Raw genomic sequence first — 25,055 nt, 5'->3', positions numbered from 1 at the left:
ACCATATGAAGAAACGGGGAAGTGCTGAAACATGTTAGGAACCATTGTCAACGCGCTGTCCATTGCGCTGGGAACGGCGCTGGGACTGATTTTAAAAAGCGGTATCCGGAATAATTACCGTGAAACCATTATGGACGGGGTCGCGCTGTCCGTCCTGCTGATCGGAATGATGAGCGCCATCAAAACAAACGATCTGGTGCTGCTGATTTTCAGCCTGGTGATCGGCAGCATCATCGGCGAGGCGCTGAAAATTGAGGACCGGCTCGCGGGGCTGGGCCAGCTGATCGAAAGCAGGACTTCAAGCACGGACGGCAGCGTCGCAAAAGCCTTTGTGACCGCCAGTCTTGTGTTCTGCGTCGGCTCCATGGCGATCGTCGGCTCTATTGAAAGCGGGCTGACCGGCAATCACCAGACGCTGTTCGCCAAATCGGTGCTCGACGGCATCGTGTCCATTTTCCTCAGCTCGACCATGGGCTTCGGCGTGATTTTTTCCGCCGCAGCCGTGTTTCTCTATCAGGGCATTATCACGCTGCTGGCGTCTTCTCTCAAGTCCCTGCTGACCGACGAAATGGTACGGGAAATTTCGGCCATCGGCGGCATCCTGATTATGGCGATCGGGCTGAACATGCTGAAAATCAAAAAAATAAAGGTCGGCAACATGCTGCCGGCCATTCTTCTTCCTTTTCTGTATTATTTCATCAAAAAAGCAATCGGTATCGCATAAGGTTTTCCCGATATCGGCATATCCCGAAAAGGCCGCTGCCGGATTCTCGGCAGCGGCCTTTTCGGGTATCCTACCCTGTTTTCCCGTGGCCCAGCAGTTTTTCAAACTGCTTCAGCAAATCAGGATTGAACAGCCCTTCTTCTTTCTGCAGCTCCAGAAAGGCTTCGCTCATGGTTTTTTCTTTCTTATAGGGCCGATAAGAAGTCATTGCGTCCAGAACGTCCGCAATCATGACGATCTGGGCTTCCTCTGAAATTTGATTTTCCTTCAGCCCGTTCGGATATCCGCTGCCGTCGAGCCTTTCATGATGCTGCAGAATAATGTTCAGACAAACGGACGGGACCTCTATGCCCTGTAACATTTCCGCTCCCAGAACACAATACTGCTTCATGATCGTATATTCGTCCCTGCTCAATTTGGAGGGCTTCTGAATCATGGCTTTGGGGATTAAGAGTTTGCCGACGTCATGCAAAAAACCGCCCAGCGCAAGCTGAGTGAGGCGGGAATCGGAATACCGAAGCTCGATCGCCATCATCGTCGACAGAAGCGCAACATCAACACAGTGGGTATAAAGCCAGTCTATGTAATTTTCAAGAGCAAGCACCGCTGCCCACCACGGCATTTCTTTGGACTGAAAAAGGACGGCGGTCAGAATATCCGAAGCCTTTGACAGCAAAGCAGTGCAGTTCTGTCCCATTTTCTCCTGCATATGATCACAGCTTTTCCGTATTGTCTCTTCCGCACCGACGCCGTCTGTTTTTTCCGGTGAATCACTTTTGGGATACCGGAAATTCAGAGCGCCGATCGACTTCAGCCTTGCCTGTGCTTCTTCGGTCAGCAATTCATTTTTCGCTACCAGTAAGATTCCGTTTTTATTATAGACATCCCTGCTCGTGTATACCTTCTTTTCAGTGACCACCTTATCCATCTCCTTTATTCCGATCTGTTTCTGAAAGCCGCAAATTGGTTTGATAATTTCGGTTTCAAATCACATTGCAAAGAAAAAATGTTTTCTTGTAACTATTATGCATAATATGGATTAATATGTCAATATTAACCTATAGGTAAATATTTTCAAGATATTTACGCTATTCATTTTCTATTCCGTGTAATTTCACAAAAAGGCGGCAGACGAGTCCGTCTGCCACCCTATATTAAAGAATTTCAGCTCCTCAAGGATCTGTTTTTTCATCCTGCAGAACCTGACAGTTCATTACGCCCCTCCATCGTCCTTTATAGTAGTTCTGGCAATCCATTAACCCACGCTCATAGAACCACCGGTCAAGCCCAAAATATTTCTGGCAAAGATGGTCCGTATAATCGATCAGCAGGCTCTTTTTATCCTTCTCCAGCAGGGTCAGCAGCTCGTTAAACTCCTGATCCAGCTTGCGGTTCAGCTTAAAATCACGTTTTTCCTTTTCCTGTTTATATTTTCTATGGTGAATTTTCAGACGAAGCTTTACAAATTCCGTCAATCCTCTCTGCAGCGTTTTATCAACACTTTCAAACGATTCCATCTATTAAAATTCCTTCCTTTCATTTAAAAAAGCTCCGAAAAAAGCACACAACTTTAAAAGCCCACCTGATCAAGTCAACATCCACACCTTGATTATGTGAGCAGATTAACGAATATTTTCCGTCTGGTTTCCATTCCTGTTATGTCGACTTTTCTGGAACTTTTTGTCATTATAACATCCCATTTATTGACATACAATGAGGGTAAAGGAAACAAGCCTTTCCGAATTCATCGAAAATCGGACCGAAAATCGCCTGATTGCGTCAACTCTTAATATAGCATAAGAACCTATATGATCAATATTTACTTATATATTCCTTTATGGCATTCTTCCATACACTATACTTAAAAATATCAATTAATGAAAAACATTGGACAGGTGGATTTTATGACTATTGATTATAAGGCGATCGGGCACAGGATTAAGCAGGCACGCCGTGACAGAAATTATACTCAGGCCCATCTGGCGGAACTGCTTTCCGTTACGCCGGAATATATTTCAAGGGTTGAACGGGCCAATACGCAGCCAAGTCTGAAAATACTGGGCAAAATCGCCGACCTTCTCTCGGTCAACTTAACCTATCTGTTGGAAGGGACCTCCACCGGAAACGGCAATTATAAGCTGGAGGAATTCACGGATCTGCTGAAAGAGCTCCCCGCGGAAAAACGAAAGCTGCTTTATGAAATAGCGGTCGTGCTTCTTCGGGATGAATCCGCAGGGGAATAAAAGACCGTCCTTTTCCAGCCGTCTGGAGCCATATACTGCCGCCTTTTACGGAAAATGGGCCGGGCCTTGCGGTAAATTCCTGAAAAAGGTTATAAAAAAGCCGCCCGACGGGCGGCTTTTTCTGCTTAACAGCAGCTATTTATTGAGTGCTTCTGAGAGATGTTCAGCATTTGGATTTGAATACTCCGTCCTGATAGACCTCCGTCACGGTGTCGTCCGGGTAATAGCAAAGGACGGTGCCGTTGTGCTTGCTGACAATGATGGACGGCTCTATGGACTCGTTTTTATCGGAAATCAGGAACTGATAGTACTGATTTCCCTGATATTCAAAATTTCCGTTGATCAGGCCGATTTTGTATTTTGTATAATCCATACGGATCATATTTTTGACGGCGTTCATTGCTTCGTTCCGGTCGATGTTCTGTACCGACTGGGCGGGCTGAAAGATTTCCGGTTTCCCGTTCTGAGCCGTTCCGGCTTTTGAGCAGGCGGTCAGAATTGTCAATAAAGCCACCAAAACAATCGCAGCCGCAAACTTCCCTGTTTTCATTGAAATTCCTCCCATATCATTTTCACTTTACAAATTTATCATAGTACCCGCCGGCGGTGAAAGCAAGAAAAGCAACAAGACTGTAAGTGGTTGCTACAAAACTGTAAACGATGGCGGCGAGAAATGATAAATCTGTATTTTTTTGACGGATGGGAACAGAAAATGAATGAGGCGCTTTCCTTGTAAGCAGGCAATTTTGTGCTATAATAAATCCATCATTACAGGCTTGTCCTTCGCCGCGCTTGATACGAAATCCGGCGGCCGGCTGTAAAATCATTTCAGGTTGTGAGGAAAATTCATGAAGCAAAACAGAAGATACCCTAAGATCACTCTGACCCGCAAGGCGGAAAACAGCATTCTGTCCGGACACCCGTGGGTCTACAATACGGAGATTCTCAAAATTGAGGGCCCGTATGAAAACGGCGGTCTGGCCGACGTTTTCAGCATCCGCGAAAAATACCTGGGCACCGGATTTATCAACGACCACTCCAAAATCAGGATCCGGCTGATTTCCCGCAGCGCGAACGACGTCTTTGACGAGGCTTTTTTCGAGCGCCGCCTGCGTCACGCGTGGGAGTACCGCAAAACCGTGATGGGGGACGACGTCTCCTGCTGCCGGATCATTTTCGGCGAGGCGGATCTTTTCCCCGGGCTGACGGTGGACCGCTTTCGCAACATACTGGTCGCACAGACGCTTTCTCTCGGCATGGAAAAGCTGAAGCCCGTCCTCTTCCCCCTGCTGTGCAAAATTCTGAGGGAGGACGGCCAGAACATAGACGGCATCTACGAGCGCAACGACGTCGCTATCCGCGAGCTGGAAGGAATGCAGCAAGACAAGGGCTTCTTCCCTGTCGCCGGGGTGGAAACGCCGCAGGCAACCCGCACAACGATCACGGAGAATGGGATCGAATACGCCGTCGACTTTGAAAACGGGCAGAAAACCGGGTTTTTCCTCGACCAGAAGTACAACCGGCAGGCGGTCGCGAAAATCAGCCGCGGCAAGCGGGTGCTGGACTGCTTTACCCACACCGGCTCCTTTGCGCTGAACGCGGCGAAGGGCGGAGCGGAACACGTACACGCGGTGGACATTTCCGCCGACGCGGTCGCCATGGCGGAGGAAAACGCCACGCGAAACCAATTGCAGGAAAAAATGAGCTTCCAGACGGCCAACGTGTTCGACCTGCTGCCGCAGATGCCGATGGGCAAAAAGGACGGCTACGACCTGATCGTGCTCGACCCGCCGGCCTTTACCAAATCGCGCCAGACCGTCGACCACGCGATGAAGGGGTACAAGGAAATCAATCTGCGCGCCATGAAGCTGCTGCCGCGCGGCGGCTACCTTGCGACCTGCTCCTGCTCTCATTTCATGACGGAGGACCTCTTTTGCAGCATGCTGCGCAGCGCGGCGTTTGACGCCCAGGTGTCGCTCCGCCAGATCGAAGCAAGGCAGCAGTCCCCCGACCATCCTATTTTATGGAATGTGCCGGAAACCAATTACCTGAAGTTTTACATTTTTCAGATTATCTGAACCATTGTGCGCCCCGGAAAATCAGGAGCTTTCGGGCCTGATACCGGGGCGCTTTTTTAGAAAAAAGCCCTTGACATTTCTCTTTTAACGTAGTACTATGTCAACAATATATATTACTAATTTGATATGAATTGTAATATTACATAAAAGGAGGAGCCCTATGAACACAAAGTCCCACTCTTTTCACAAGCTGAATCGTCCCTTCTTTCTGTATGACCGAATGTGCACCTCCTATTGTTGTAACAGGAAATCAATTTTGTGATTTCCCGGGATACGAAACACGGAAATAAATATACAGAAGGAGTAACGACAATGAGTGAAAGAAAATACAGGTTTGAAACCATACAGGTACACGCGGGGCAGGAAAAGCCGGATTCCGCAACGGATGCGAGAGCGGTTCCGATTTACCAGACCACTTCCTTTGTGTTTAAGGATTCCGCGCAGGCTGCGGGCCGCTTCGGCCTGACGGAAGGCGGCAACGTCTACGGCAGACTGATGAACCCCACCTCCGATGTATTTGAACAGCGCATTGCCGCTCTGGAAGGCGGCGTAGCGGCGCTGGCCACCGCGTCCGGCGCGTCCGCCATCACCTATGCGATTGAAAATGTTGCCCACGCGGGCGACCATATCGTTTCCGCCAACACCATTTACGGCGGGACCTACAATCTGCTGGAACATACGCTCGCGGCTTTCGGCATTACCACCACGTTTGTCGACCCCGACGTGGAGGGAAGCTTCGAAAAAGCGATTCAGCCGAATACAAAGGCGATTTTTATTGAGACTCTCGGCAACCCGAACTCCAGTATTATCGACATTGACGCGGTCGCCGCGATCGCGCACAAAAACGGAATTCCCCTGATTGTGGACAATACCTTTGCGACGCCGTACCTTCTGCGCCCCATTGAGCACGGCGCGGACGTCGTCGTCCATTCCGCAACAAAGTTTATCGGCGGCCACGGCTCCTCTTTGGGCGGAGTCATCGTCGACGGCGGCAACTTCGACTGGGAGGCCTCCGGCAAATTCCCGTGGCTGAGCGAGCCCGATCCGAGCTACCACGGCATCAGCTTTACAAAGAATGTCGGCGCGGCGGCTTTTGTGACCAGAATCCGCGTGATTCTGCTGAGAGATACCGGCGCAACCATCAGCCCGTTTAACTCCTTCCTGCTGCTGCAGGGCCTTGAGACCCTCTCCCTTCGTGTGGAGCGTCATGTTGAGAACGCTCTGAAGGTAGTGGATTTCCTTTCTAAACACCCGAAGGTGGAGCGCGTCAATCACCCCGCCTTACCGGACAGCAAATACAACTTTTTATATAACCAATATTTCCCCAACGGCGCAGGCTCCATCTTCACGTTTGAGATCAAAGGCGGCGCCGAGGAAGCCAAAGACTTTATCGACCGTCTTGAAATTTTCTCCCTGCTGGCGAACGTGGCCGACGTGAAATCGCTGGTCATCCACCCGGCGAGCACCACCCATTCCCAGATGAACGAAAGCGAGCTGCTCCAGTCCGGCATTAAGCCGAACACCGTCCGCCTTTCCATCGGCACCGAGCACATCGACGATATTCTGTACGATATCCAGCAGGCGCTGGCGTAAGCTGTGCATTTCCGGAAAGACGACCAGTGCAATCAATGAGCCTCCCTCCGTGAGGGAGGTGGCGTGCCTGGTGTGCCGGAGGGAGTAGGAACTCCCTGGTCCGGTTTCTATAAAACTCCTTCAGTCAGGCTTTGCCTGCCAGCTCCCTCAAAGAGGGAGCTCTACTTTATCGGCAGCTTGAAAGAGCGGCAGCCCTGTTTTACAGGGCTGCCGCTCTTCATCGTTTGGACCGTACTATTATTCTCCGGCCTTTACATGGACATCGAGCTGATTGTGAGGAATCCGGATGCCCGCTTCGTCAAACGCAAGCTTTACCTTTTCCTGCATGTCAAAATAGAGGGTCAGGTAATCGTCCGTCTTGCACCATGCCCTCACCTCCACAGTGATGCCGTTTTCCCCGTGTTCACCGACTACGACCAGCGGAGCGGGGCTGTCGAGCACCATCGAATTCCGTCCGGACAGATTTTCGAGCAGGCTTTTCACCTTTCCGATATCCTCGTCATAACCGACGGTATATTTCAGGTCCAGGCGGCGGGTCGCCATGGCGGAATAATTGACGATGACGCCGGAGGTGATTTTGGAGTTCGGAATGACGACCTCTTTATTGTCGAAGGTCCTGAGCGTGGTGAACATGGTTTCGATCCGCTCGACCGTTCCTTCCGTCTCCTCAAAGAGGATGTAGTCCCCGACGCGGAACGGCTTTGTAAAGATGATCTGCGCGCCGCAGGCGATGTTGGCCATGTTGTCTTTCACGGCAAGGCCGATCGTCAGGCCCGCCGCGCCGATCGCGGCAATAATGGAACCGACGTTCATGCCGAGCTGGGCCGCCGCCGTAATGCATACGATCATTTTCAGCAGCACTTTGGCGAGAGAGCTGATAAAAGTAACGAGGCCCGTGTCCGTCTTTGAGCGCGACATCGCACGGAACATCAGTCTGACCGCCTGGTTGCTCAGCCACCAGCCGATCCCTAAAATCAGCAGGGCACCCAGGATTCTCGGCAGGGACGATTCCAGCAGCAGAAGGAACTGCTGTCCATATTTTTCAAAGCTGAATTCCAAAAAAATTACCTCCCTTAACGGTTCAGTGATCTGTTTTCCTGTTTTTGGAGATGTCAAAGAATGACGCATTCTATTGAATTACATAGAAAAAGGTTATAAAATAGTAGAAAATGATAGAATAAAAGGTGATTCAATACATGAAACAATTTCTTGCAATGCTGACCGTACTGGCAGTCTGCTTTTCTCTTTCCGCCTGTTCAAAAAACGACGGAAGCAGTGAGTCCTCCAGTCAGGCAAGCAGCGCCTCAGTCAGTGAGACGGGTTCTTCCGAACCGGAGGCGTCCTCCAGCCCGGCGGACAGCTCCGGAGTTTCTTCCGTCTCCTCCCAGGCAGTGACCTCATCCAAGGGGACCTCCTCTCAAAAGCAGAGTGCTTCTTCCGCGCCCGCTTCCCCTTCCCAGCCGGAAAAGGCCCAGACCGTGCGCGTGGTGATTCCCGAAGGATATACGCTGTCGCAGATCGGCGACCGGCTGGAAGCGAACGGCGTCTGTAAAAAAAGCGAACTGCTGAGCACCGCGAATTCCTACGATTTCAGCTATTATTCCCTGATCGGCAAGCTGGGTTCCAACGCGAACCGCTGCTACAAGCTGGAAGGATACCTTTTCCCCGATACCTATGAATTTTACAAGGACATGAAGCCGCAGGACGCGCTCGGCAAAATGCTGAAAAACGCCGAAAGCAGAATCGGCGGCAGCTACACCTATTCCGGTATGACCACCGACCAGATCGTCACCCTTGCCTCCATTATCGAGAAGGAATCGGGAAACGTAAACGAAATGGCAAAAGTGTCCTCTGTGTTTCACAACCGGCTGAAGGCCGGTATGAAGCTGCAGGCGGATGTAACGGTCATTTATGTGGAAAAATATCTGAAGCCCAACCTCACCGGCGATATCAACCGCTACAATTCCTATTATAATACCCGGAAATGCCCCGCTCTGCCGGTTGGGGCCATCTGCAATCCCGGCAAAGCCGCGCTGAACGCCGCGGTCAACCCGGCAGACACCGACTACCTTTACTTTTCCGCAGATTCCAGCGGAAATTACTACTACGCGAAAACCTATGAGGAACACAAGCAGAACCTGAACAAAGCGGGCATCATCGAGGGCGGCAGCATGCAGTAACCGCTCCGAACGGAAGGAGAATCGTATGAAAGCCGAAATCAGATATCTGTACAACAGCGGATTCACGCTGAAAACGGACCGCCATTTTTTTATCTTCGATTACTACCTTGACTCCCCAAAAGGCTGCGGGCTCGAAAAGGGCGTCATCGACCCGGAGGAAATCAAAGACCTCGATGTGGTCGTCTTTGTCTCTCACAGCCACCCCGACCACTATAACCCGAGGATTTTCAGCTGGCGCAAAACCGTCGGCAAAATCCGCTACGTACTCTCCGACGATATCAAAACCTCTGAGGACGTAATCAGGGTCGCGCCCGGACAGGAATACGACCTTGGCGACCTGAGGGTGCGCACGCTCGATTCCACCGATATCGGCGTGGCGTTCCTCATTCAGGCGGACGGCCTGTGCATTTATCACGCCGGGGATTTAAACGACTGGTACTGGAACGGGGAGCCCGACAGCGACAACCGCGAAATGACCCGCCGTTACAGGAAACAGATCGACACGCTGAAAGGCGAAGCGATCGATATCGCGTTTGTTCCCTCCGACCCCAGGCTGGAAGAACATGCGCTGCGCGGTCTGGATTACTTTATGAGAACCGTGGGCGCAGAGCTGGCGATACCGATGCATTTCAGCGAAAATACCGCCGTGTTTGAAGAGCTGAAAACCGACAGCCGTACGGAAAGCTACCGCGGCCGGATCGCGTTCTTTACCCAAAGGGGAGACATCATTCCCTATCCGAACGCCGACAAATAAAACAGGAATGCGTTCCTGACGGCCGATAACGCCGCACAGCCGCAGAATTTACGGATATTTTTACGACATCCCGGGAGGCCGAATCAAATTCGGTCTCCTTTTTTATGGATACCGTTTTCCCTGCCAGGTATCCTTTTGGACAAGCGCGCGGTCGATGCCGCCGAGCACGGCGATTTTATCCACGCCCCAGCGGGGTGCGATCAGCTGATCGTGGGCGCCGTCCCCCGTGATCCGTTCGATCACTGTTTCGGGCGGCAGAACCTCCAGTTGGGAGCAGACGACATCGAGATACCCTTCCCGCGTCATGGGGACGACTTCCCCTGCTGCGAGCTGGCGCTCCATGGGAGTTCCCCGCATGATCTGCAGAAGATGGATTTTCACCGCATCCGCTCCCAGCACGCCGACCGCCCGGACGGTGTCCAGCATCATTTCCGGGCTTTCCCCCGGAAGCCCGTTGATGATGTGCACACAGACACGGATGCCTCGGGATTTGAGCGCCTGAAAAGCCTCGATAAAGGCGGCGTAAGAATGGCAGCGGTTGATTTTTTCGGCGGTGGCGTCATGGACGGTCTGCAGCCCCAGCTCCACCGTCAGATACGTTTTTCCGGACAGTCCGGCCAGATAATCCATCGTTTCGGCTTCCAGTGCATCCGCGCGCGTGGCGATGCTGATCCCGCACACGCCTTCGACGCCCATGGCGGATTCATACAGCTCCCGCAGCCTGGTAAGCGGCGCGTAGGTGTTGGTGTGCGCCTGAAAGTAGGCAATCACATCCGCACCGGGTGTCTTTTCGCGCACCCGATCAAGCTCCATGCGCACCTGTTCTGCAACGCTCCTGTCCGCCCCGTGGGTAAAGTCCCCGCTGCCGGACAGGCAATACGTGCAGCCGCCGAGGCCCTTGGAGCCGTCCAGATTCGGACAGGTAAAGCCCGCGTCGATCACCGCCTTGAAAACCCGGCGGTCAAACAGCTTATTCAGATGATAGCTCAGCGTATGATACCGTTTATTGTCATTGGAATAAAGGAAAGGACTTTTCAAACCGCCGCTCCGTCCCGGGAGTTCAGATACATTTCAGAAAGATATTCCTTACCCGTTTCCGTTTTGAAATATTTTTGCAGAACAGACCGTGCCTGCGCTTCGGCCATGCCGTCCTCATAAAGATTGACCAAAAAATCCGCCTCGACCAGAATCTGATAATCCGGGCCGCTGATTTCCGTATAGGTGTGGTGGTGGCCGATCAGAAAGCAGACGCGGTCGATCACCGCACGCGGGATACCGGCTTCCAGAAGGATTGCTTCCGCGACCGGAGGGCCCTCCAGCTCCTGATATTTTCCGGAGGAGGAACCGTATATCCGTTCGCTGTTCCGGATTCCGATATCGTGAAGGATGGCGGCAAGCTCCAGAATCTCCATTGTATTTTCGTCCAGGCCTTCCAGCTCGCCGATGGACTTTGCAAATGCATATACCTTCAGCGCGTGCTGTACCCTTTTCGGGTCCCCCTCGTTGTAGCGGACCATGGTTTTCAGAATCCGGCTGTTTTGGCTGTTCATTTGTCTCTCTCCTTCCGTTTTCAGGTTTCTACTGTACAAAGCTTTTCAGCTTTTCCACGTCGAGCAGTTCGAAGCTGTCCCCGCGAAAGGCGAGGATTCCCTCGTCGCGCATCCGACCGAGCTCGCGGGACATGGACGGGCGGGAAACATTGAGAAAATCCGCAAGCTCATTGCGGTTGTACGGCAGAGTGAACCGCTGTTTTCCCGACTTGCGGTACTGCTCGAAAAGATAAGTGCAGAGCTTCCCGCGCATACTTTTGATCGTCAGAAAGTCGATCTTGCGGTTCAGATACAGCGCCCTGTCCGCCACAATATGAATCAGATTTTCCGTCAGCAGAGTATGCCAGCGGCAGGTTCTGCTGCACGGCATTAAAATTTTAGACGGCCTGATAAACATCACCGTGCTTTTTTCCAGCGCAAAAATCGTCGCGGGGGAACGCTGAAGATCGGACAGAGCCGCCACTTCCCCGAAAATTCCCCCGGGCTGGATTTTATTTAAAACGATCCGTTCGCCGAGCGGGGTTTCCTTCGTCACCGCGACCGCACCGTCAAGCACGATTCCGATTTCCTGCATCGGCCCCGAGGCCTGAGCGACCAAGCCGCCCTTTGCGTAATCCGCTCCGCGGGGAGAAAGGCAGTTCAGCATCTGTGCGATCTCAGCAGGTGTGATGCCCTTGAACAGCACGCATTTTTCGAGAACGCCGATGAATGTCTCAAAAATAAAACCACTTCCCCTTGAGGTGTTTTCCCTTACTGTAAACCCATATAGCCGCAGTCCTTACAACATTTCCAGTTGATTCTGCAACAAGATTGCGTTCCTTCCCCGCCTTCGGCGGGGAAGGAACGTGTTTTGTCTCGCAAACTGAAATGGAGTTGCTGTTGGGCATATTGGAAATACTTAAAATGATTATATCTTGATTTCCTTAAAAAAACAACCTGAGCGCTCTGCTTTTAGACGATCAGAGCATTGAAAAGCAGCCCGATATGAAATATAATAAACCCATAAAAGACGGAGGTGTTTTTATGAAAGCGAAATTTCTGCACAACAATCTGAATGTGTTTGATTTAGACAAGAGCATCGCGTTTTACAAAAAGGCGCTCGGGCTGACGGAAATCAGGCGCAAAACCGCCTCGGACGGCTCCTTTATCCTTGCGTTTTTAGGGGACGGGCAGACGGAGCATCAGCTTGAGCTGACCTGGCTGCGCGACCGCAAGGAACCGTACAATCTGGGCGACAACGAAATCCACATCGCGTTCAGTGTGCCCGACAAGGCAGAAGCCTATGCCCTGCACAAAGAAATGGGATGTATCTGCTACGAAAATCACGACATGGACCTGTATTTCATTGCTGACCCCGACGGATACTGGCTGGAAATTCTGGCGGAAAACAGGAACTGAACCGAAAGGCCACCCAAAACAGATATCAAAAAAACGCGCCCTGACCCGGAGCAAAAAACCCGGTCAGGGCGCGTTTTGTATGATTCAGTCATTTGTAAGCACCGAAAGCAACTCTCTTTTCGTGGAAAATCAGGCTGCTTTCTGAACGCCGCAGCGCTTTATAAGCAGCTGGGCAAAACACGCGGCCAGCACCTGCTGAAAGAGCGTCCCGATCATAACCGGGAACATGACCTCCGCCGGAAAATATGCCGCGGCAATGACCGCGCCCGCGCTGATATTTCTCATTCCGCAGCCGAACGTCATGGATACGACAAGCTCCCGTTTCAGTTTCAGCGCCACCGCAAAGGCCCAGCCCAGCGCGTATCCCAGCACGGCAAGCAGCAGAATGGCCCCGGCCACCGCAAAAAGGCGCGGCGTCATATTGCGGATAAAGGGCGCCACCTTGGACGAATTGGCACAGACCACCAGCATCAGCGCGATTTTCCCGAACGGCGCGAGCCTGGGCGACAGGGTCTGTTTGACCGTGCCCCCGGTAAGCTGATTCAGCGTCATCCCCACAAGCGCCGGGATGCCCACCATCAGCAAAAGCTCCTTCATCATGCCCACGGTGTCGACCTGCACATTCGAGCCGACGAAAAGGCGTAAGCTGAACGGCACACTGAACGGAGCGAGAAGCGTATCGATCAGCAGGAGGGCCAGCGTGAACGGTGTGCTGCCGCAATAGATGGAAACCCACATGGTGCTGACCACGGCACTCGGCACAACGAATTCCAAAACCATCCCGGTAATGATATACGGGCTTTGGGGGAAAAACAGATTCCCCGCACCGAGCGCGAGAAGCGGCAGGACCGCATGCAAAATCAAAACGGACAGAAACAGCGGCAGCGGGTGCTGCACCACCCGCCTGATGTCGGAAAACCTTGACCCCAGGCTGCCGCAAAAAGTCATAAACGCAAAAATATAAGGCACCAGAAACAAAATCCGGCTGAACTGAGACGCGAAAAGCACGCCCATAAAAAGGCAGAACGGCGTAACCAACGCCATCCATTTCTCAACAAACTCATTAAAGCTCCTCATAAACCGCACAAGAGCCCCTCCAATACTGTATTCGCCGTTATCTGCCGAATTCCGCAAGGTTCAGGCCCTGATTATGCTCCTGTGCCCAGCGGATGCTCCATTCGTTTGCGAAAATCAGAAGGCGGCTGCCCTTCAGGTCCTGAATCCGCTTGGTGTCGGACGTCAGGTTCAGCGTTTTGGGGTCAAGCCCTTCGTTTTCAATCCAGCGGATATACTGATACGGCAGCCCCTCCATACGGATGTCGACATTATACTCGTTTTTCAGACGGTATTCCAGAACGTCGAACTGAAGAGTGCCCACCACGCCGACGATTACTTCTTCCATACCGCCGCCCAGCTCCTGAAAAATCTGGATGGCACCCTCCTGCGCAATCTGAGAGATTCCCTTGACGAACTGTTTTCTTTTCATGGTGTCCACCTGCTGCACCCGGTTGAAATGCTCCGGCGCAAAGGTCGGAATTCCGCCGAACAGGAATTTTTGCGGCGGAGTGCAGATGGTGTCGCCGATGGAAAAGATGCCGGGGTCAAACACGCCGATGATATCGCCCGCGTAGGCCTCGTCAATCACCTCGCGGTCCTGCGCCATCAGCTGCTGGGGCTGCGAAAGCTTCATCTTTTTCCCGCCCTGCATGTGCATGACTTCCATGTTCTTCTCAAACCTGCCCGAGCAGATGCGCATGAACGCGATTCTGTCGCGGTGCGCCTTGTTCATATTGGCCTGAATCTTAAAGACAAAGGCGGAAAACTCGCTGGTCAGAGGATCGATCAGACCGGTGTCCGCCTCCCTGGGAAGCGGCGGTGTGGTCATGTTCAGAAATTCCTCAAGAAACGGCTCCACGCCGAAATTGGTGAGTGCCGAACCGAAGAAAACCGGAGAAAGCTTTCCGTTCCGGACGGCTTCCAGATCAAATTCGTAGCCCGCGCCGTCGAGCAGCTCGATATCGTCCACCAAAGCTCTGCGGTGATCCTCGCCGATCAGGGCTTCCAGCTTTTCATCGCTGAGTTCGACTTCCGTCGCCTCCACTTCCCGCTGGCCGTTGTTGGCGGTAAAGGCGATGATCTCCTTTTTATTTCTGTCATAGACACCCTTGAATTCTTTTCCGGAACCGATCGGCCAGTTCATGGGAAAGGTCTGGATGCCCAGTTCCTTTTCGATCTCTTCCAGAAGGTCGAACGGGCTTCTGGCTTCCCTGTCCATTTTATTGATAAAGGTGAAAATGGGGATATGCCTCAGCGTGCAGACCTTAAAAAGCTTGCGGGTCTGCTTTTCAACGCCCTTGGAAGCGTCGATCACCATGACGGCGGAATCCGCCGCCATCAGAGTGCGGTAGGTGTCCTCTGAAAAGTCCTGATGTCCCGGGGTGTCCAGAATATTGATACAGTAATCGTTGTAATTAAACTGCATAACGGAAGAAGTAACCGAAATTCCCCTCTGTTTTTCGATCTCCATCCAGTCGGAAACCGCGTGCTTCGCGGTTTTTTTTCCTTTGACCGAACCGGCCAGCGTGATGGCTCCGCCGTAAAGCAAAAGCTTTTCCGTCAAGGTCGTCTTTCCCGCATCCGGGTGGGAAATAATAGCGAACGTCCTTCTTCTCTTAATCTCATTTACATAACTTGACAAATTACTTCCTCCAACCAACTACAGCATTTTCAGTTAATTCTACAACAAGTTTGCGTTTCTTCCCCGCCGAAGGCGGGGAAGAAACGTGTTTTGTCTCACAAACTGAAATGGAATTGCTGTAAAAATACACTTGTTCATTGTAAAGCATTTACTGAAAATAATCAAATATAATTTTGCCGTTCTTCCGGGTGCGAATAAAAAAAGCAAAAGGGAATTTATCCCAGAAAGCAGGGGACAAAGCCTGGGCTTTTCAAACGCAATCCCAGAAATATTCAGGAAAACTGCCACTTTTTGCTTTCCCCGGTCTGTTTTGTTATTCTTTTGGGGGATTTTGACGCATTTTAAGGGATGGAGTTTTTTGGTGTAATTACTTGACATAATTAGTAATAAAAAATATAATTGAAATTGTATCGTTCCTGCTGTATTGTGCAGTGTTGCTACTTCAAAATCGAGAAGAAAAATGCATGCCTTTTGCGAATTTCAGTGGGTAAACATAGTGGAACAACGAAAACAATTGGAGGAAAATTATGAAAAGAAAGCTCGTCTCTCTCGTATTGGCGCTCGCAATGATTGCATCGCTCTGCACAACCGCCGCTTATGCGACGGACACCAGCACCGTTACTTCCGCAGCTATGACTCTTGACAGCACCAAGCTGGCTTTAAGAGTCGGCGAAAGCGCTTCCCTGACGGCTTCCGTTATGGGATGCATTATGAGCGACGCAGTGCTGACTTCCAGCGACCCCAGTGTGGCGACCGTCGTAGGCAACACGGTAACGGGCGCCGGTCTGGGAAGAGCGGTCATTACAGCGACAACAAGCGACGGACAGACCGCGACCTGCAATGTACACGTGGTCCTGAAAGGAATTGATGTTTCCGCCTGGCAGGGCAGCATTAACTGGAGCAGTGTAAAAAGCAGCGGCGTTGATTTCGCTATCATCCGCACCGGCTACGGCAGTGAGCAGTGGGATAAGCAGACCGACGCTTATTTTAATGCCAACTACGACGGGGCGACCGCGAACGGGATCAAGGCGGGCGTCTATCATTTCAGCTATGCAACGACCGTGGCGGCGGCGGCTGAGGAAGCGAGAATGTGCCTCAGCATCTTAAATGGCCGCAAGCTCGATTACCCCGTATTTTACGATATTGAAGACAGCACTCAGCGTGTTCTTTCGCGGGAGCTTCTTTCCAGTATCGCCCAGACCTTCTGCTCCGCGATCGAAAGCGCGGGCTACAAGGCCGGTATTTACAGTTCTCCCAGCATCTTCAACTCCAACCTCTCCAGCTCCGTTCTGGACCCCTACGACAAATGGGTGGCACACTGGGGCGTAGACATTGCCCGGTACAGCAATCCTTATACCGTATGGCAGTACGGTTCCGCGAGTGTTCCCGGGATCAGCGGCGCGGTCGACCAGGACTACTCCTACGTGGATTACTCCTCCTCCAGCCAGCCCACCAATCCGGTGCAGGACCCCTCTCAGACGCCTTCTACCACTACTTTCAAATCAGATACCACAGCGCCGTATTCTTTCGGCACCAACAGCTCTTATATCTATAAAATAACCACCACCTCATCCACTATTCCCAAGGCGGTTTCCTCCAATCCTTCGGCGGTTTCCGTAGCGTTTTATCAGAAAACAACGGGCGGTTATCTTTATAGAATCACAAATGTGAACCAGGGTTCCGCTACCATTACAACCACCCTTGGGGACCTTTCCACCAGCTTCACCGCCAACGGCAAGGCAAACGGAGTGATTTCCGACACGACCTATCCGTTCACGATCAAGCGGGGCGGAACTTATCAGTTCAAATTTACCCCGAGCGGCACCAGCGCCACTCCGACATTCACCACGGGGAACGGCAGCGTGCTCAAACCCGTCCTTCAGCAGAAGGTCGGTTCGAGCTACTATTATAAAATCAGCGGCCTAAGCGCCGGCTGCACCGGCGTTTATTCCACACTGCCCGGCCAGCAGGCGGTCCGTCAGTGTATTGTGACCGTAGCGTAATATTATTAAAATTGAGCGTATCAAAAATCGTACAAGGCAAGGCGGCGGAGAATTCTCCGCCGCTTTTTTATCGCCTGATTTTCTCATGGAAAAACGGCATGGACGGACGTCAGGCATTTACTGCCGGGCAAAAAACCGCCTGATTTCAATTTCCGCGCTTTCTGCCGAATCCGAGCCGTGAATCAGGTTCTGCCGGGTGCTGAACGCATAATCGCCGCGGATGGTTCCGGCGGCCGCGTCCTCAAAGCGGGTGGCGCCGATGATTTTGCGCGTTCCCTCAACGACGTTTTCCCCCTCCACAATCATGGCGAGCACGGGACCGGATACCATGTATTTGACGATGTCGGGGAAAAAAGGCTGGTCTGCAAGATGGGAATAGTGCTCCCGTAAAACAGCTTCGTCCAGCTGCAGCATTCTGGCATCCGCAATTATGTATCCCTTGTCTTCAATCCTTGAAATAATTCTGCCCGCCAGCCGGCGTTTCAGCGCGTCCGGCTTCAGTAAAATACAGGTTCTTTCCATCGTTTCATCCTCCTGTCGGCATTGATTGATTCCACTGATCTTTGATTCAGTATATCATAATTTCCGAAAGTTTTCATGAAAACGGATTTTTCTTTTCCTGCTTCTTCCGTCTACGGAAAAGTCCGCCAATCACAGCATTTCCATTTCAGTCTGCAAGACAAAACACGTTCCTCCCCTCCTTCGGAGGGGAGGAACGCAACCTTGTTGCAGAATCAACCGGAAATGCTGTCATTATTTTTATCAATCAATTTTCAAGCTGTTATCACGTAAATTTGCTGAATGATTCGACGCGCCGGGCGAACACTAATCCGGGAGGTGATAACAGTGGAGCTTCCGCTGGGTTTTGGCATGGCGCTCGCCCAAAATGCGCAGGCAATGGAGTATTTTTCAGCTCTTCCTCAACAGAGGCAGGAGGACATTGTCCAGCAGACGCACGCGATCCAGTCCAAACAGGAAATGCAGGATTATGTGCAGGGCCTGATAAACAAATATTAACAGTCATATCTCCGCTGTGCGCGGAGAAGATATTAGCGGCGGGGCATTTATCATCTTTATAAAAACGTGCCTTGTGCATGGATATATACCCTGTTAGGGCGAGGCCCAAACCTCGCCCGGTCTACATATTGAATTACCCGCTACATGGGCGGGGCTTTCTCTTTGGTACGCTTTGCTTTTCCCTGAAGCTCCGGAACGGGCTGAACATCATTTTTCGGGATATGCGTCTTATGGTTGCTTTCCGTTCCGTGCGGTTCCTTCGGGTCCGGCCGTCTCATCCCTGCTTTTGCCAAGATTCTTCCCCCTTAAACGTCGTTGTTTTTGATGGACTGTTTTTTGGCGTTTTTATTTTGATTCTGATTTTCCCGGGTAATCGGCGTCTGTCCGTTCGCCTTTTTCACCCGGCTTTCTTTATTGTCCGGCTGGCTGTCCTTCGGCAATGCATCCACCTCCCTTTGCCGTTATTATGTGCATGGGGAAATATCTTATGCAGTTTTAAGAGGGCGCTATTTTACATACTCGTACCCCGCGTCCTTGCCGGTCAGGTCAGAAAGAAGCATATTGTCCTCATACAGGCGGAACCGTACGCCGGAGGACATATTTTCACGGACGATCCGGGACATTTCGCCCGACTGCGGCGCAAACAGCTTGTGGGCGGGCTGGGAAAGGATGTCCGCTTCCAGCAGATATTTCCCCTGCTTCAGAAGAAATCCCTGCTCCGCACAGCGGAGTATTTGGACGCCGCAGTAGGTGGCAAAGCGGTATTCTTTGCCCTGAAAGCAGACAACGGCAATGCATCCCTGAAAACGAAACAGTCCGAACGGAATCCTGGCAATGGAAACCATTACGCTGCAGGAAGGATCGGGAAAACGGTTGCACTGCACCCAGAGATAGCTTGCGGGAAACGAAGTTCCCCAATCCTTTTCAATGTATCCGTCACCCCCGCCAAAATCGATTTTTTCGCCGTTCAGGATCATGGAACCCGTCAGGGGATGCTTCATGCTGATGACGCCGTGATTGCACTCCATAAAAGGAACAAAACGAAACGGACCCATAATGTCCGACGCAATCGGCGTAAGCGGACCGTACCGGATATCCCCCGTACAGCGGATGTCCGGGCCGGCCAGATCAATATGAACGCCCTTTTTGGTAAAAATGTTCCTGCCGATGTGTACGGAAAACCGTTTCCGGCAGACGCGGAACGCGGAATACGGATAATCCAGCTGAAAAGAGCCTTCCCGGGTAATCACCTGAAGGAAGGCCCTTTTTTCCCCCTGTGGGCTGAAGCTGACTCCCGGGATAAAGGCGACGGCGCCGTCCGCGTTTTGGTGCTTGAAATACCATCCCTCGAAGAAGGAACGGGTTTTGTGAAGAGCGTGGTAATCAGTCATGCTTGATCCCTCTTAACGCGGGATCGCCGATCAGCTCTCCCTTTGCGGTGAATCTTGACCCATGGCAGGGACAGTCCCACGTTTCCTCCTCCGGATTCCAGTGCAGACGGCAGCCCAGGTGCGTACATTTCCGTTTCGGCGGGGAAAACAGACCGGCTGTCAGCTCCACAGCGGAGGTTCCGAAGTCGGCCAGCATATTTTTCGCGGACGCCGCCGCGTGGAAGCGCTGGGGAGAAAAGACTTCCGCTTCCCCGTTCCTCCGTCCGCAGATCATATCCGTAAGGATCATGGCGGAGGCCATGGAGGTCGTCATTCCCCATTTTTGAAACCCTGTCGCAACATACAGGTTCGGGGTGGACGAAGCGTAGCGGCCGATATAGGGAAGATTGTCCCACGTCATGCAGTCCTGCGCGGACCAGTGGCAGACCTCTTCGCTTTGCGGGAAAAACTGCCTGGCTGCGCTGCGGAGCTTTTCATAGCAGCCCGTACCCGGATGCTTGCCCGTACGGTGCCCGGCCCCGCCCAAAAGGACATACTCCCCGTAGGTGCGGAACGAATAGCCGTCCGGGTCCGCGTCGATATACATTCCCTCAAGCCGGCCCGCATTTTTCAGCGCGATGACATAGGAGCGCTCCTGATGCATCCGCGCAAAGTACCAGCCGGGAACATTGACGATCGGGAAATGCGTGGCAACGACGATCTGATCGGCCGTCACCCTGCCCCGGTTGGTAATAATGGAATCGTCGCGGACGATCAGCGCCCGGGTGTTTTCATAAACCGTAAGGTCCGCCGAGATGGATTTCAGAAATTTCAGGGGATGGAACTGGGCCTGACCGTTGAATTTCACCGCCGCCGGAACCGGAAACGGCAGGTCGGTTTCCGTTGTAAACTCCGCGTCGATGCCCAGCTTTTCCGCCGCCTGTGCCTCGGACATCAGCTCCTCTTCCCTGTCGAGGGAATAGAGAAAGGCGGGTTTTGTTTCAAATTCGCAGTCAATGCCGTTCTCCGTAATGATCTTCTCAAACTCGCCGATCGCCTTCTGATTGGCAACGGCATACTGCCTTGCGGATTCTTCCCCGAAGTCCCGGATCATACTGTCATAAATCAGATCATGCTGTGAGGTGATCTTTGCCGTTGTGTTTTTGGTCACGCCGCCTGCGATCTGCTCCGCTTCGAGCACAGCGACGTTTCGTCCTTCCTTCTGCAGAAGGTACGCGGTCAGAAGTCCGGCCATGCCCGCCCCAATCACCGCGGTATCGACCACGATATCGTTTTTCAGTGAATCTCTTTTCGGAAAACTGCAGCTTTCGCTCCATATTGATTTCATTTCAGATCCCTCCGCCATTAAGGTTTACTAAAAAAAAAGCAATATGCAAAAAAGCCGCCTGTTCCCGGCGGCTTTTTTGAATGGGGAGCAATACTCCCGCTCTCAGATATTCTATTCTAAAAGATAATAGGACAAAAACTGTTATCCCTCGTTCAGCGCAAGAGGCAGACGGACGATAAAGGTGCTGCCTTTTCCGACTTCGCTTTCCACGCCGACCTCTCCGCCGTAAAGCGCGGCAAGGTGCTTGACGATGGACAGTCCCAGACCGGTTCCTCCGATTTCCCGCGAGCGGCTGGCGTCCACGCGGTAGAAACGCTCAAACAGCCGGTCAAAATGCTCCGGCGCGATGCCGATCCCGGTATCCTTTACCCGGATGATCGCCATCTGACGCTGGCGGCGCGCCGTAACGGAGACGCTGCCTCCGGACCTGTTGTATTTGATTCCGTTTTCGATCAGATTGCCGAACATCTGCTGAAGCCGGGTCGGGGAACAGGCGACAAACAGCGTGCTGTCGGCGTCCAGCATAAGTTTGATTTGATTTTTTTCCGCCAGAGGCTCAAGCCGCTCAATGCACTGCTCCAGCTCGTTGCGGACACTGCACCGGCGCACGGAGGGGTCCTCCTTCGCATTTTCAATCTGCGACAGCGCCAGCATATCGTCGATCAGCCGGTGCAGCCGTTCGGCTTCTATATCCAGTACGTCGTAGAAATAGCGGCGGGTCTCCTCGTCCCTGTCCGCGCTTTTTAAAAGCTCGATACTGCCGCGGATGGAAGTCAGCGGCGTTTTCAGCTCGTGGGTGACATTCGCCACGAACTCGCTTCGCATCTGCTCCAGCTTGTGCATCCGCGTGACGTCGGTGATGACGGCGAGAGCGGACTGCTCCTGCGGCCCCGCTATGGGAGAGACATAAACGGTAAACTGCTTTTCATTGGGCCCGCCCAGCACCGTCTCTTTTCCGGCTGACGAATTCTCAATGGCACGCTTCATCATATTTGCGATTTTTCCAATCAGCAGACTGCCTTCCAGCTTTCCTTTTTCGGCAAGGCTCTGCTTTTCCAGAAGGCGGCGCGCGCTCTGGTTCAAAAACAGGATTTCATTTTCGGCGTTGACCGCGAGCACTCCGTCGTCCATGCCCTGAAGCACGCCCTCCAGCTGATTCTGTTTGCTGACCAGCTGGGAAACGGCTGTCTCGGTGCTCTGTGCCATCATGTTGAAGGAACGGGCAAGCTCCCCTACTTCATCCTTGTAACTCCCCGTCACACGGCTCGAATAATCGCCGCCGGAGATTTCCCTCGCCGCGTCGGTCAGCTGCTTGAGCGGTTCCGTCGTGCGGTAAACAAGAACGCCGGTCACAACGCAGACAATGGCGATACCCAGAAGCATGCTGAGCGCGGCGACCATCCACAGCCGGTACAGGACTCTGTCGAGGTCCGCAGTGGGAAGCGCGGCGCGGATAAAGAAGCGGTCCTTAATATAGACGGCCTCGTAATAATAGCGCTGGTTCAGGCTGGCGCTGATGCGCGTATCGTATCCCCGGCCGTTTTTCCTCGCCTGAATGATTTCCGGCCGGCTGCTGTGGTTCTGATTGATCTCTTCCCTGGCGCTGTCGCCGGTCACCTTGCCGTCCAGACCGATGATGCTGATGCGCATTTCCTGGCCGGTTTTTTCCAGCTCGACACCGACATTGGTCGCGGCGGTCTCGGGGTCGCGCTCGATCTCTTCGAGCTGCGTGGAAAGGATGCTCAGCGCGGTGTCGAGCCGCCGGGTGAATTCAGTCTGATACTGCCGCTGGATCTGAAGCGCGGCAAGCAAAAAAGCTGCGATAAATCCGAGCACGATAATGACCGCATTGCTGAGCATCAACTTCCTTTTCATAGCCGCCTCCGATTAATTCAGATTAATTCTGTCCGCTGAATTTATATCCTACCCCGCGCACCGTCTGAATATAGGCCGGGTCGTCGGGATTATTCTCTATTTTCTGGCGCAGGTAGCGCACGTGGACGTCCACCGTTCTGGTATCGCCGTAATACTCGATCCCCCACACCTTATCCAGAAGGGTGTCGCGGGTAAGTACCTTGCCGCTGTTTTTCATCAGCATGACGAGCAGGTCGAATTCCTTCACGGTCAGCTCGATCGCGGCATCCCCTTTGGTCACACTGTGCCGGGTGATATCCACGGTCAGGTCGCCGCTTGTCAGCACCTGATCCGCCGCATTGTCCTGCCGCGCCGCCCTGCGCAGAACCGCGCGCACGCGGGCGCAGAGCTCTTTGATGCTGAACGGTTTCACTATATAATCATCCGCGCCGATTTCCAGCCCCAGCACGCGGTCGATTTCTTCGCCCCTCGCCGTAAGCATCAGCACCGGTACGGCGCGCGTACTCTCGTTTTCCCGCAGCATGCGGCAGACGGCAAGGCCGTCCGGCTGCGGCATCATCCAGTCCAGGATGATTGCGTCCGGCACCTTCTGCCGGACAGCGTTCATCAGCTGGGTCCCATCCGGAAATTCCGCGGTTTCAAACCCGCTGTCCTTCAGCCCGAAAGAAACCAGCTTACGGATATTCAGCTCGTCGTCCGCAATATAAATCAGAGCCATGTGGTCCTCCTTTAGCTTTCTTTGGTATTCAGGTCGGGATGCATCCCGGTCTCCATATAAATGACCCATTCGGCAATATTGGTGGCGTGGTCGCCCATGCGCTCAATATATTTTGAAATGAAGAGAAGGTCGACCTCGCGCATCACGTTCTGCGGATTCTGGGTAATGATGCCGCAGACCTCCAGTATGATTTTCGAGAACATTCCGTCGACGATATCGTCGCTTTCGCAGACCGCCTGAGCCGCTTCCACGTCGCGGCTGAGAAAAACGTCCATTGCGCGGCGGAACATGTCGTGCGCCGCCTCCAGCATCTGCACCACGTGCGTGATGGCCAGGCTGTTGGTGTTCAGCTCCCCGATGGTGAGAATGTCGCAGATATCCGCACACTGGTCGGCCTCGCGTTCAATATCCGTCAGGATTTTCAGGCAGGCTGCAATCACCCGCAGGTCCGTGGCGATCGGCTGCTGCATTGCAATCAGGTTCATGCACATTTTCTCGATATTGTGCTCGAGCCGGTCAATTTCATTGTCGCCGTTCGCAACCTCCGCGGCTTTTTCCAGGTCCATGGTGCGCAGGGCGGCAATTGTGTCCTCTATGCGCTGATTGACCGTGTTGCCCATATCGGTCATCTGTGTGATCAGACTGGCAAGCTCCCGGTCAAAGATTTTTCTCGGCATGATATTTCCTCCTTTATTATACAATTTCCTTTCTAAAATAGCTATAGGCAACTGACTTTTCCGGCTCCCAAATCAGCCGAAACGTCCCGTAATATAGCGTTCCGTGCGCTCATCCTTCGGATTGTTGAACATGGAAAGCGTATCGGTGTATTCCACAATTTCCCCCAAAAGGAAAAACGCGGTCCTGTCCGCGATACGCGCGGCCTGCTGCATATTGTGCGTCACAATAATCACGGTATACCTGGCGCGCAAATCGTCCATCAAGTCCTCGATTTTCAGGGTGGAAATCGGGTCCAGCGCGCTGGTCGGCTCATCCATCAGAATAATGTCCGGCTCCACGGCGAGCGCGCGCGCAATGCACAGGCGCTGCTGCTGTCCGCCCGAAAGGCCGAGCGCGGATTTTCTGAGCCGGTCCTTGACTTCCTCCCAGAGCGCCGCGCTTCTGAGCGACTGCTCCACAATTTCATCGAGCTTCTGTTTATTTTTAATTCCGTGAACACGCGGGCCGTAGGCAATGTTGTCGTACAGTGTCATGGGAAACGGGTTCGGCTTCTGGAACACCATGCCGGCGCGCTTGCGCAGCAGGGTAACGTCGGTGCGGGGGTCGTAGATATCCTCGCCGTCGATCGTTACCTTTCCCGTAATTTTGCAGTTTTCGATCAGATCGTTCATCCGGTTGATCGTTTTCAGGCAGGTGGATTTTCCGCAGCCGGAGGGTCCGATAAAAGCCGTTACTTTATTGCGGGGGATTTCCATATTGACGCTTTTCAGAGCCTGGAAATCTCCGTAAAACAAATTTAAGTCCTGAATTGATATCTTCGTTTCCATA

General features: G+C 52.6%; 28 protein-coding genes. 9 read left to right on the top strand and 19 right to left on the bottom strand.

Annotation, left to right across the window (positions count from 1 at the left end; translation table 11 throughout):
* Positions 1-31: 31 nt before the first annotated feature.
* Positions 32-724 carry a DUF554 domain-containing protein gene (locus ACRQU7_RS06785; protein WP_444644703.1) on the top strand — a complete coding sequence of 231 codons (693 nt, stop codon included), beginning with the start codon at positions 32-34 and terminating at the stop codon, positions 722-724.
* Positions 725-794: 70 nt separating this feature from the next.
* Here ACRQU7_RS06785 and ACRQU7_RS06780 read toward each other — a convergent pair whose 3' ends face one another.
* Positions 795-1,643 (bottom strand): HD-GYP domain-containing protein, encoded by an 849-nt coding sequence (locus tag ACRQU7_RS06780; protein WP_444644701.1) that lies wholly within the window; start codon positions 1,641-1,643, stop codon positions 795-797.
* Between the two features lie 253 nt (positions 1,644-1,896).
* Complete coding sequence (locus ACRQU7_RS06775) at positions 1,897-2,241, bottom strand: hypothetical protein (RefSeq protein ID WP_038323437.1); 345 nt, start codon at positions 2,239-2,241, stop codon at positions 1,897-1,899.
* A 387-nt stretch (positions 2,242-2,628) separates the two neighbouring features.
* Here ACRQU7_RS06775 and ACRQU7_RS06770 point away from each other — a divergent pair, with 387 nt between their 5' ends.
* The gene (locus ACRQU7_RS06770; RefSeq protein WP_038323435.1) at positions 2,629-2,967 is read left to right on the top strand and encodes a helix-turn-helix domain-containing protein; all 339 of its coding nucleotides are present in this window, start codon (positions 2,629-2,631) and stop codon (positions 2,965-2,967) included.
* Between the two features lie 163 nt (positions 2,968-3,130).
* Here ACRQU7_RS06770 and ACRQU7_RS06765 read toward each other — a convergent pair whose 3' ends face one another.
* Both ACRQU7_RS06765 and ACRQU7_RS06760 read right to left on the bottom strand, forming a co-directional pair.
* Positions 3,131-3,517 (bottom strand): hypothetical protein, encoded by a 387-nt coding sequence (locus ACRQU7_RS06765; protein ID WP_038323433.1) that lies wholly within the window; start codon positions 3,515-3,517, stop codon positions 3,131-3,133.
* A gap of 22 nt (positions 3,518-3,539) precedes the next feature.
* Positions 3,540-3,824: a hypothetical protein gene (locus tag ACRQU7_RS06760; protein WP_141397585.1), complete on the bottom strand. Its 285-nt coding sequence runs from the start codon at positions 3,822-3,824 to the stop codon at positions 3,540-3,542.
* On the opposite strand from ACRQU7_RS06760, the gene ACRQU7_RS06755 reads away from it, so the two are divergent.
* On the top strand, positions 3,816-5,045 hold the full coding sequence (locus ACRQU7_RS06755; protein WP_444644697.1) for a class I SAM-dependent rRNA methyltransferase: 1,230 nt from the start codon (positions 3,816-3,818) through the stop codon (positions 5,043-5,045). The two genes, ACRQU7_RS06760 and ACRQU7_RS06755, sit on opposite strands and share 9 nt — an antisense overlap.
* A gap of 312 nt (positions 5,046-5,357) precedes the next feature.
* A complete protein-coding gene (locus ACRQU7_RS06750) occupies positions 5,358-6,638 on the top strand; it encodes an O-acetylhomoserine aminocarboxypropyltransferase/cysteine synthase family protein (protein WP_444644695.1) in 1,281 nt (426 codons plus the stop codon).
* A 237-nt stretch (positions 6,639-6,875) separates the two neighbouring features.
* Here ACRQU7_RS06750 and ACRQU7_RS06745 read toward each other — a convergent pair whose 3' ends face one another.
* On the bottom strand, positions 6,876-7,697 hold the full coding sequence (locus ACRQU7_RS06745) for a mechanosensitive ion channel family protein (RefSeq protein WP_444644693.1): 822 nt from the start codon (positions 7,695-7,697) through the stop codon (positions 6,876-6,878).
* 137 nt (positions 7,698-7,834) lie between these two features.
* Between ACRQU7_RS06745 and mltG the strand changes: the two genes are divergently transcribed.
* Together mltG and ACRQU7_RS06735 are read left to right on the top strand one after the other, a co-directional pair.
* Entirely contained in the window at positions 7,835-8,818 is a 984-nt protein-coding gene (gene mltG, locus ACRQU7_RS06740; protein WP_444644691.1) for an endolytic transglycosylase MltG, read from the top strand.
* A 25-nt stretch (positions 8,819-8,843) separates the two neighbouring features.
* A complete protein-coding gene (locus tag ACRQU7_RS06735) occupies positions 8,844-9,572 on the top strand; it encodes an MBL fold metallo-hydrolase (protein WP_444644689.1) in 729 nt (242 codons plus the stop codon).
* Between the two features lie 102 nt (positions 9,573-9,674).
* Here ACRQU7_RS06735 and ACRQU7_RS06730 read toward each other — a convergent pair whose 3' ends face one another.
* The 3 genes from ACRQU7_RS06730 to ACRQU7_RS06720 are packed head-to-tail and all read right to left on the bottom strand — an operon-like array spanning position 9,675 to position 11,807.
* A complete protein-coding gene (locus ACRQU7_RS06730; protein ID WP_444644687.1) occupies positions 9,675-10,610 on the bottom strand; it encodes a TIGR01212 family radical SAM protein in 936 nt (311 codons plus the stop codon).
* On the bottom strand, positions 10,607-11,122 hold the full coding sequence (locus tag ACRQU7_RS06725) for an HD domain-containing protein (protein WP_444644685.1): 516 nt from the start codon (positions 11,120-11,122) through the stop codon (positions 10,607-10,609). The genes ACRQU7_RS06730 and ACRQU7_RS06725 overlap by 4 nt, the downstream gene beginning before the upstream one ends.
* A 28-nt stretch (positions 11,123-11,150) precedes the next feature.
* Positions 11,151-11,807, bottom strand: a complete 657-nt coding sequence (locus ACRQU7_RS06720; RefSeq protein WP_444644683.1) for a Crp/Fnr family transcriptional regulator — start codon at positions 11,805-11,807, stop codon at positions 11,151-11,153.
* 338 nt (positions 11,808-12,145) lie between these two features.
* On the opposite strand from ACRQU7_RS06720, the gene ACRQU7_RS06715 reads away from it, so the two are divergent.
* On the top strand, positions 12,146-12,520 hold the full coding sequence (locus ACRQU7_RS06715; protein ID WP_141827700.1) for a VOC family protein: 375 nt from the start codon (positions 12,146-12,148) through the stop codon (positions 12,518-12,520).
* A gap of 129 nt (positions 12,521-12,649) precedes the next feature.
* Here ACRQU7_RS06715 and ACRQU7_RS06710 read toward each other — a convergent pair whose 3' ends face one another.
* Positions 12,650-13,597, bottom strand: a complete 948-nt coding sequence (locus tag ACRQU7_RS06710) for a bile acid:sodium symporter family protein (RefSeq protein ID WP_444645528.1) — start codon at positions 13,595-13,597, stop codon at positions 12,650-12,652.
* 37 nt (positions 13,598-13,634) lie between these two features.
* A complete protein-coding gene (locus tag ACRQU7_RS06705; protein ID WP_444644681.1) occupies positions 13,635-15,218 on the bottom strand; it encodes a peptide chain release factor 3 in 1,584 nt (527 codons plus the stop codon).
* 527 nt (positions 15,219-15,745) lie between these two features.
* On the opposite strand from ACRQU7_RS06705, the gene ACRQU7_RS06700 reads away from it, so the two are divergent.
* Positions 15,746-17,221 carry a GH25 family lysozyme gene (locus ACRQU7_RS06700; protein ID WP_444644680.1) on the top strand — a complete coding sequence of 492 codons (1,476 nt, stop codon included), beginning with the start codon at positions 15,746-15,748 and terminating at the stop codon, positions 17,219-17,221.
* 117 nt (positions 17,222-17,338) lie between these two features.
* Here the strand turns inward: ACRQU7_RS06700 and ndk are convergent, their stop codons facing one another.
* Positions 17,339-17,743, bottom strand: a complete 405-nt coding sequence (gene ndk, locus ACRQU7_RS06695) for a nucleoside-diphosphate kinase (RefSeq protein ID WP_444644678.1) — start codon at positions 17,741-17,743, stop codon at positions 17,339-17,341.
* A gap of 324 nt (positions 17,744-18,067) precedes the next feature.
* Between ndk and ACRQU7_RS06690 the strand changes: the two genes are divergently transcribed.
* Complete coding sequence (locus ACRQU7_RS06690) at positions 18,068-18,238, top strand: hypothetical protein (RefSeq protein ID WP_243122605.1); 171 nt, start codon at positions 18,068-18,070, stop codon at positions 18,236-18,238.
* A 140-nt stretch (positions 18,239-18,378) separates the two neighbouring features.
* On the opposite strand, the gene ACRQU7_RS06685 is transcribed toward ACRQU7_RS06690, so the two are convergent.
* The 8 genes from ACRQU7_RS06685 to pstB form a co-directional block, all read right to left on the bottom strand.
* The gene (locus ACRQU7_RS06685) at positions 18,379-18,531 is read right to left on the bottom strand and encodes a hypothetical protein (RefSeq protein ID WP_170949883.1); all 153 of its coding nucleotides are present in this window, start codon (positions 18,529-18,531) and stop codon (positions 18,379-18,381) included.
* A 12-nt stretch (positions 18,532-18,543) separates the two neighbouring features.
* A complete protein-coding gene (locus ACRQU7_RS06680; protein WP_275716845.1) occupies positions 18,544-18,678 on the bottom strand; it encodes a hypothetical protein in 135 nt (44 codons plus the stop codon).
* Positions 18,679-18,744: 66 nt separating this feature from the next.
* Positions 18,745-19,629 carry a tocopherol cyclase family protein gene (locus ACRQU7_RS06675; protein ID WP_444644675.1) on the bottom strand — a complete coding sequence of 295 codons (885 nt, stop codon included), beginning with the start codon at positions 19,627-19,629 and terminating at the stop codon, positions 18,745-18,747.
* Complete coding sequence (locus ACRQU7_RS06670) at positions 19,622-20,956, bottom strand: FAD-dependent oxidoreductase (RefSeq protein WP_444644673.1); 1,335 nt, start codon at positions 20,954-20,956, stop codon at positions 19,622-19,624. The genes ACRQU7_RS06675 and ACRQU7_RS06670 overlap by 8 nt, the downstream gene beginning before the upstream one ends.
* A 141-nt stretch (positions 20,957-21,097) precedes the next feature.
* Positions 21,098-22,831, bottom strand: coding sequence for an ATP-binding protein (locus ACRQU7_RS06665; RefSeq protein ID WP_444644671.1), 1,734 nt, complete (start codon positions 22,829-22,831; stop codon positions 21,098-21,100).
* A 22-nt stretch (positions 22,832-22,853) separates the two neighbouring features.
* Positions 22,854-23,549, bottom strand: a complete 696-nt coding sequence (locus ACRQU7_RS06660; protein WP_038323413.1) for a response regulator transcription factor — start codon at positions 23,547-23,549, stop codon at positions 22,854-22,856.
* A gap of 11 nt (positions 23,550-23,560) precedes the next feature.
* A complete protein-coding gene (gene phoU, locus ACRQU7_RS06655; RefSeq protein ID WP_038323412.1) occupies positions 23,561-24,226 on the bottom strand; it encodes a phosphate signaling complex protein PhoU in 666 nt (221 codons plus the stop codon).
* 72 nt (positions 24,227-24,298) lie between these two features.
* On the bottom strand, positions 24,299-25,054 hold the full coding sequence (pstB, locus tag ACRQU7_RS06650; protein ID WP_444644668.1) for a phosphate ABC transporter ATP-binding protein PstB: 756 nt from the start codon (positions 25,052-25,054) through the stop codon (positions 24,299-24,301).
* Position 25,055 lies beyond the last annotated feature (1 nt).

The sequence above is a fragment of the Caproiciproducens puteiluti genome, from assembly GCF_052442865.1.
Taxonomy (GTDB): domain Bacteria; phylum Bacillota; class Clostridia; order Oscillospirales; family Acutalibacteraceae; genus Caproiciproducens.
Note: the sequence above shows the minus strand (reverse complement) of the source record. Positions and strands in the feature narration are given on the sequence as shown.

Excerpts from the sequence above, each read along its gene's own strand:
- phoU (WP_038323412.1), bottom strand. The coding sequence starts at position 24,226 with ATGCCGAGAAAAATCTTTGACCGGGAGCTTGCCAGTCTGATCACACAG.
- ACRQU7_RS06660 (WP_038323413.1), bottom strand. The coding sequence starts at position 23,549 with ATGGCTCTGATTTATATTGCGGACGACGAGCTGAATATCCGTAAGCTG.
- ACRQU7_RS06670 (WP_444644673.1), bottom strand. The coding sequence starts at position 20,956 with ATGAAATCAATATGGAGCGAAAGCTGCAGTTTTCCGAAAAGAGATTCA.
- ACRQU7_RS06735 (WP_444644689.1), top strand. The coding sequence starts at position 8,844 with ATGAAAGCCGAAATCAGATATCTGTACAACAGCGGATTCACGCTGAAA.
- ndk (WP_444644678.1), bottom strand. The coding sequence starts at position 17,743 with ATGGAAAGAACCTGTATTTTACTGAAGCCGGACGCGCTGAAACGCCGG.
- ACRQU7_RS06710 (WP_444645528.1), bottom strand. The coding sequence starts at position 13,597 with ATGAGGAGCTTTAATGAGTTTGTTGAGAAATGGATGGCGTTGGTTACG.
- ACRQU7_RS06750 (WP_444644695.1), top strand. The coding sequence starts at position 5,358 with ATGAGTGAAAGAAAATACAGGTTTGAAACCATACAGGTACACGCGGGG.
- ACRQU7_RS06765 (WP_038323433.1), bottom strand. The coding sequence starts at position 3,517 with ATGAAAACAGGGAAGTTTGCGGCTGCGATTGTTTTGGTGGCTTTATTG.
- ACRQU7_RS06725 (WP_444644685.1), bottom strand. The coding sequence starts at position 11,122 with ATGAACAGCCAAAACAGCCGGATTCTGAAAACCATGGTCCGCTACAAC.
- ACRQU7_RS06770 (WP_038323435.1), top strand. The coding sequence starts at position 2,629 with ATGACTATTGATTATAAGGCGATCGGGCACAGGATTAAGCAGGCACGC.
- mltG (WP_444644691.1), top strand. The coding sequence starts at position 7,835 with ATGAAACAATTTCTTGCAATGCTGACCGTACTGGCAGTCTGCTTTTCT.
- ACRQU7_RS06665 (WP_444644671.1), bottom strand. The coding sequence starts at position 22,831 with ATGAAAAGGAAGTTGATGCTCAGCAATGCGGTCATTATCGTGCTCGGA.
- ACRQU7_RS06715 (WP_141827700.1), top strand. The coding sequence starts at position 12,146 with ATGAAAGCGAAATTTCTGCACAACAATCTGAATGTGTTTGATTTAGAC.
- pstB (WP_444644668.1), bottom strand. The coding sequence starts at position 25,054 with ATGGAAACGAAGATATCAATTCAGGACTTAAATTTGTTTTACGGAGAT.
- ACRQU7_RS06775 (WP_038323437.1), bottom strand. The coding sequence starts at position 2,241 with ATGGAATCGTTTGAAAGTGTTGATAAAACGCTGCAGAGAGGATTGACG.
- ACRQU7_RS06785 (WP_444644703.1), top strand. The coding sequence starts at position 32 with ATGTTAGGAACCATTGTCAACGCGCTGTCCATTGCGCTGGGAACGGCG.
- ACRQU7_RS06675 (WP_444644675.1), bottom strand. The coding sequence starts at position 19,629 with ATGACTGATTACCACGCTCTTCACAAAACCCGTTCCTTCTTCGAGGGA.
- ACRQU7_RS06755 (WP_444644697.1), top strand. The coding sequence starts at position 3,816 with ATGAAGCAAAACAGAAGATACCCTAAGATCACTCTGACCCGCAAGGCG.
- ACRQU7_RS06700 (WP_444644680.1), top strand. The coding sequence starts at position 15,746 with ATGAAAAGAAAGCTCGTCTCTCTCGTATTGGCGCTCGCAATGATTGCA.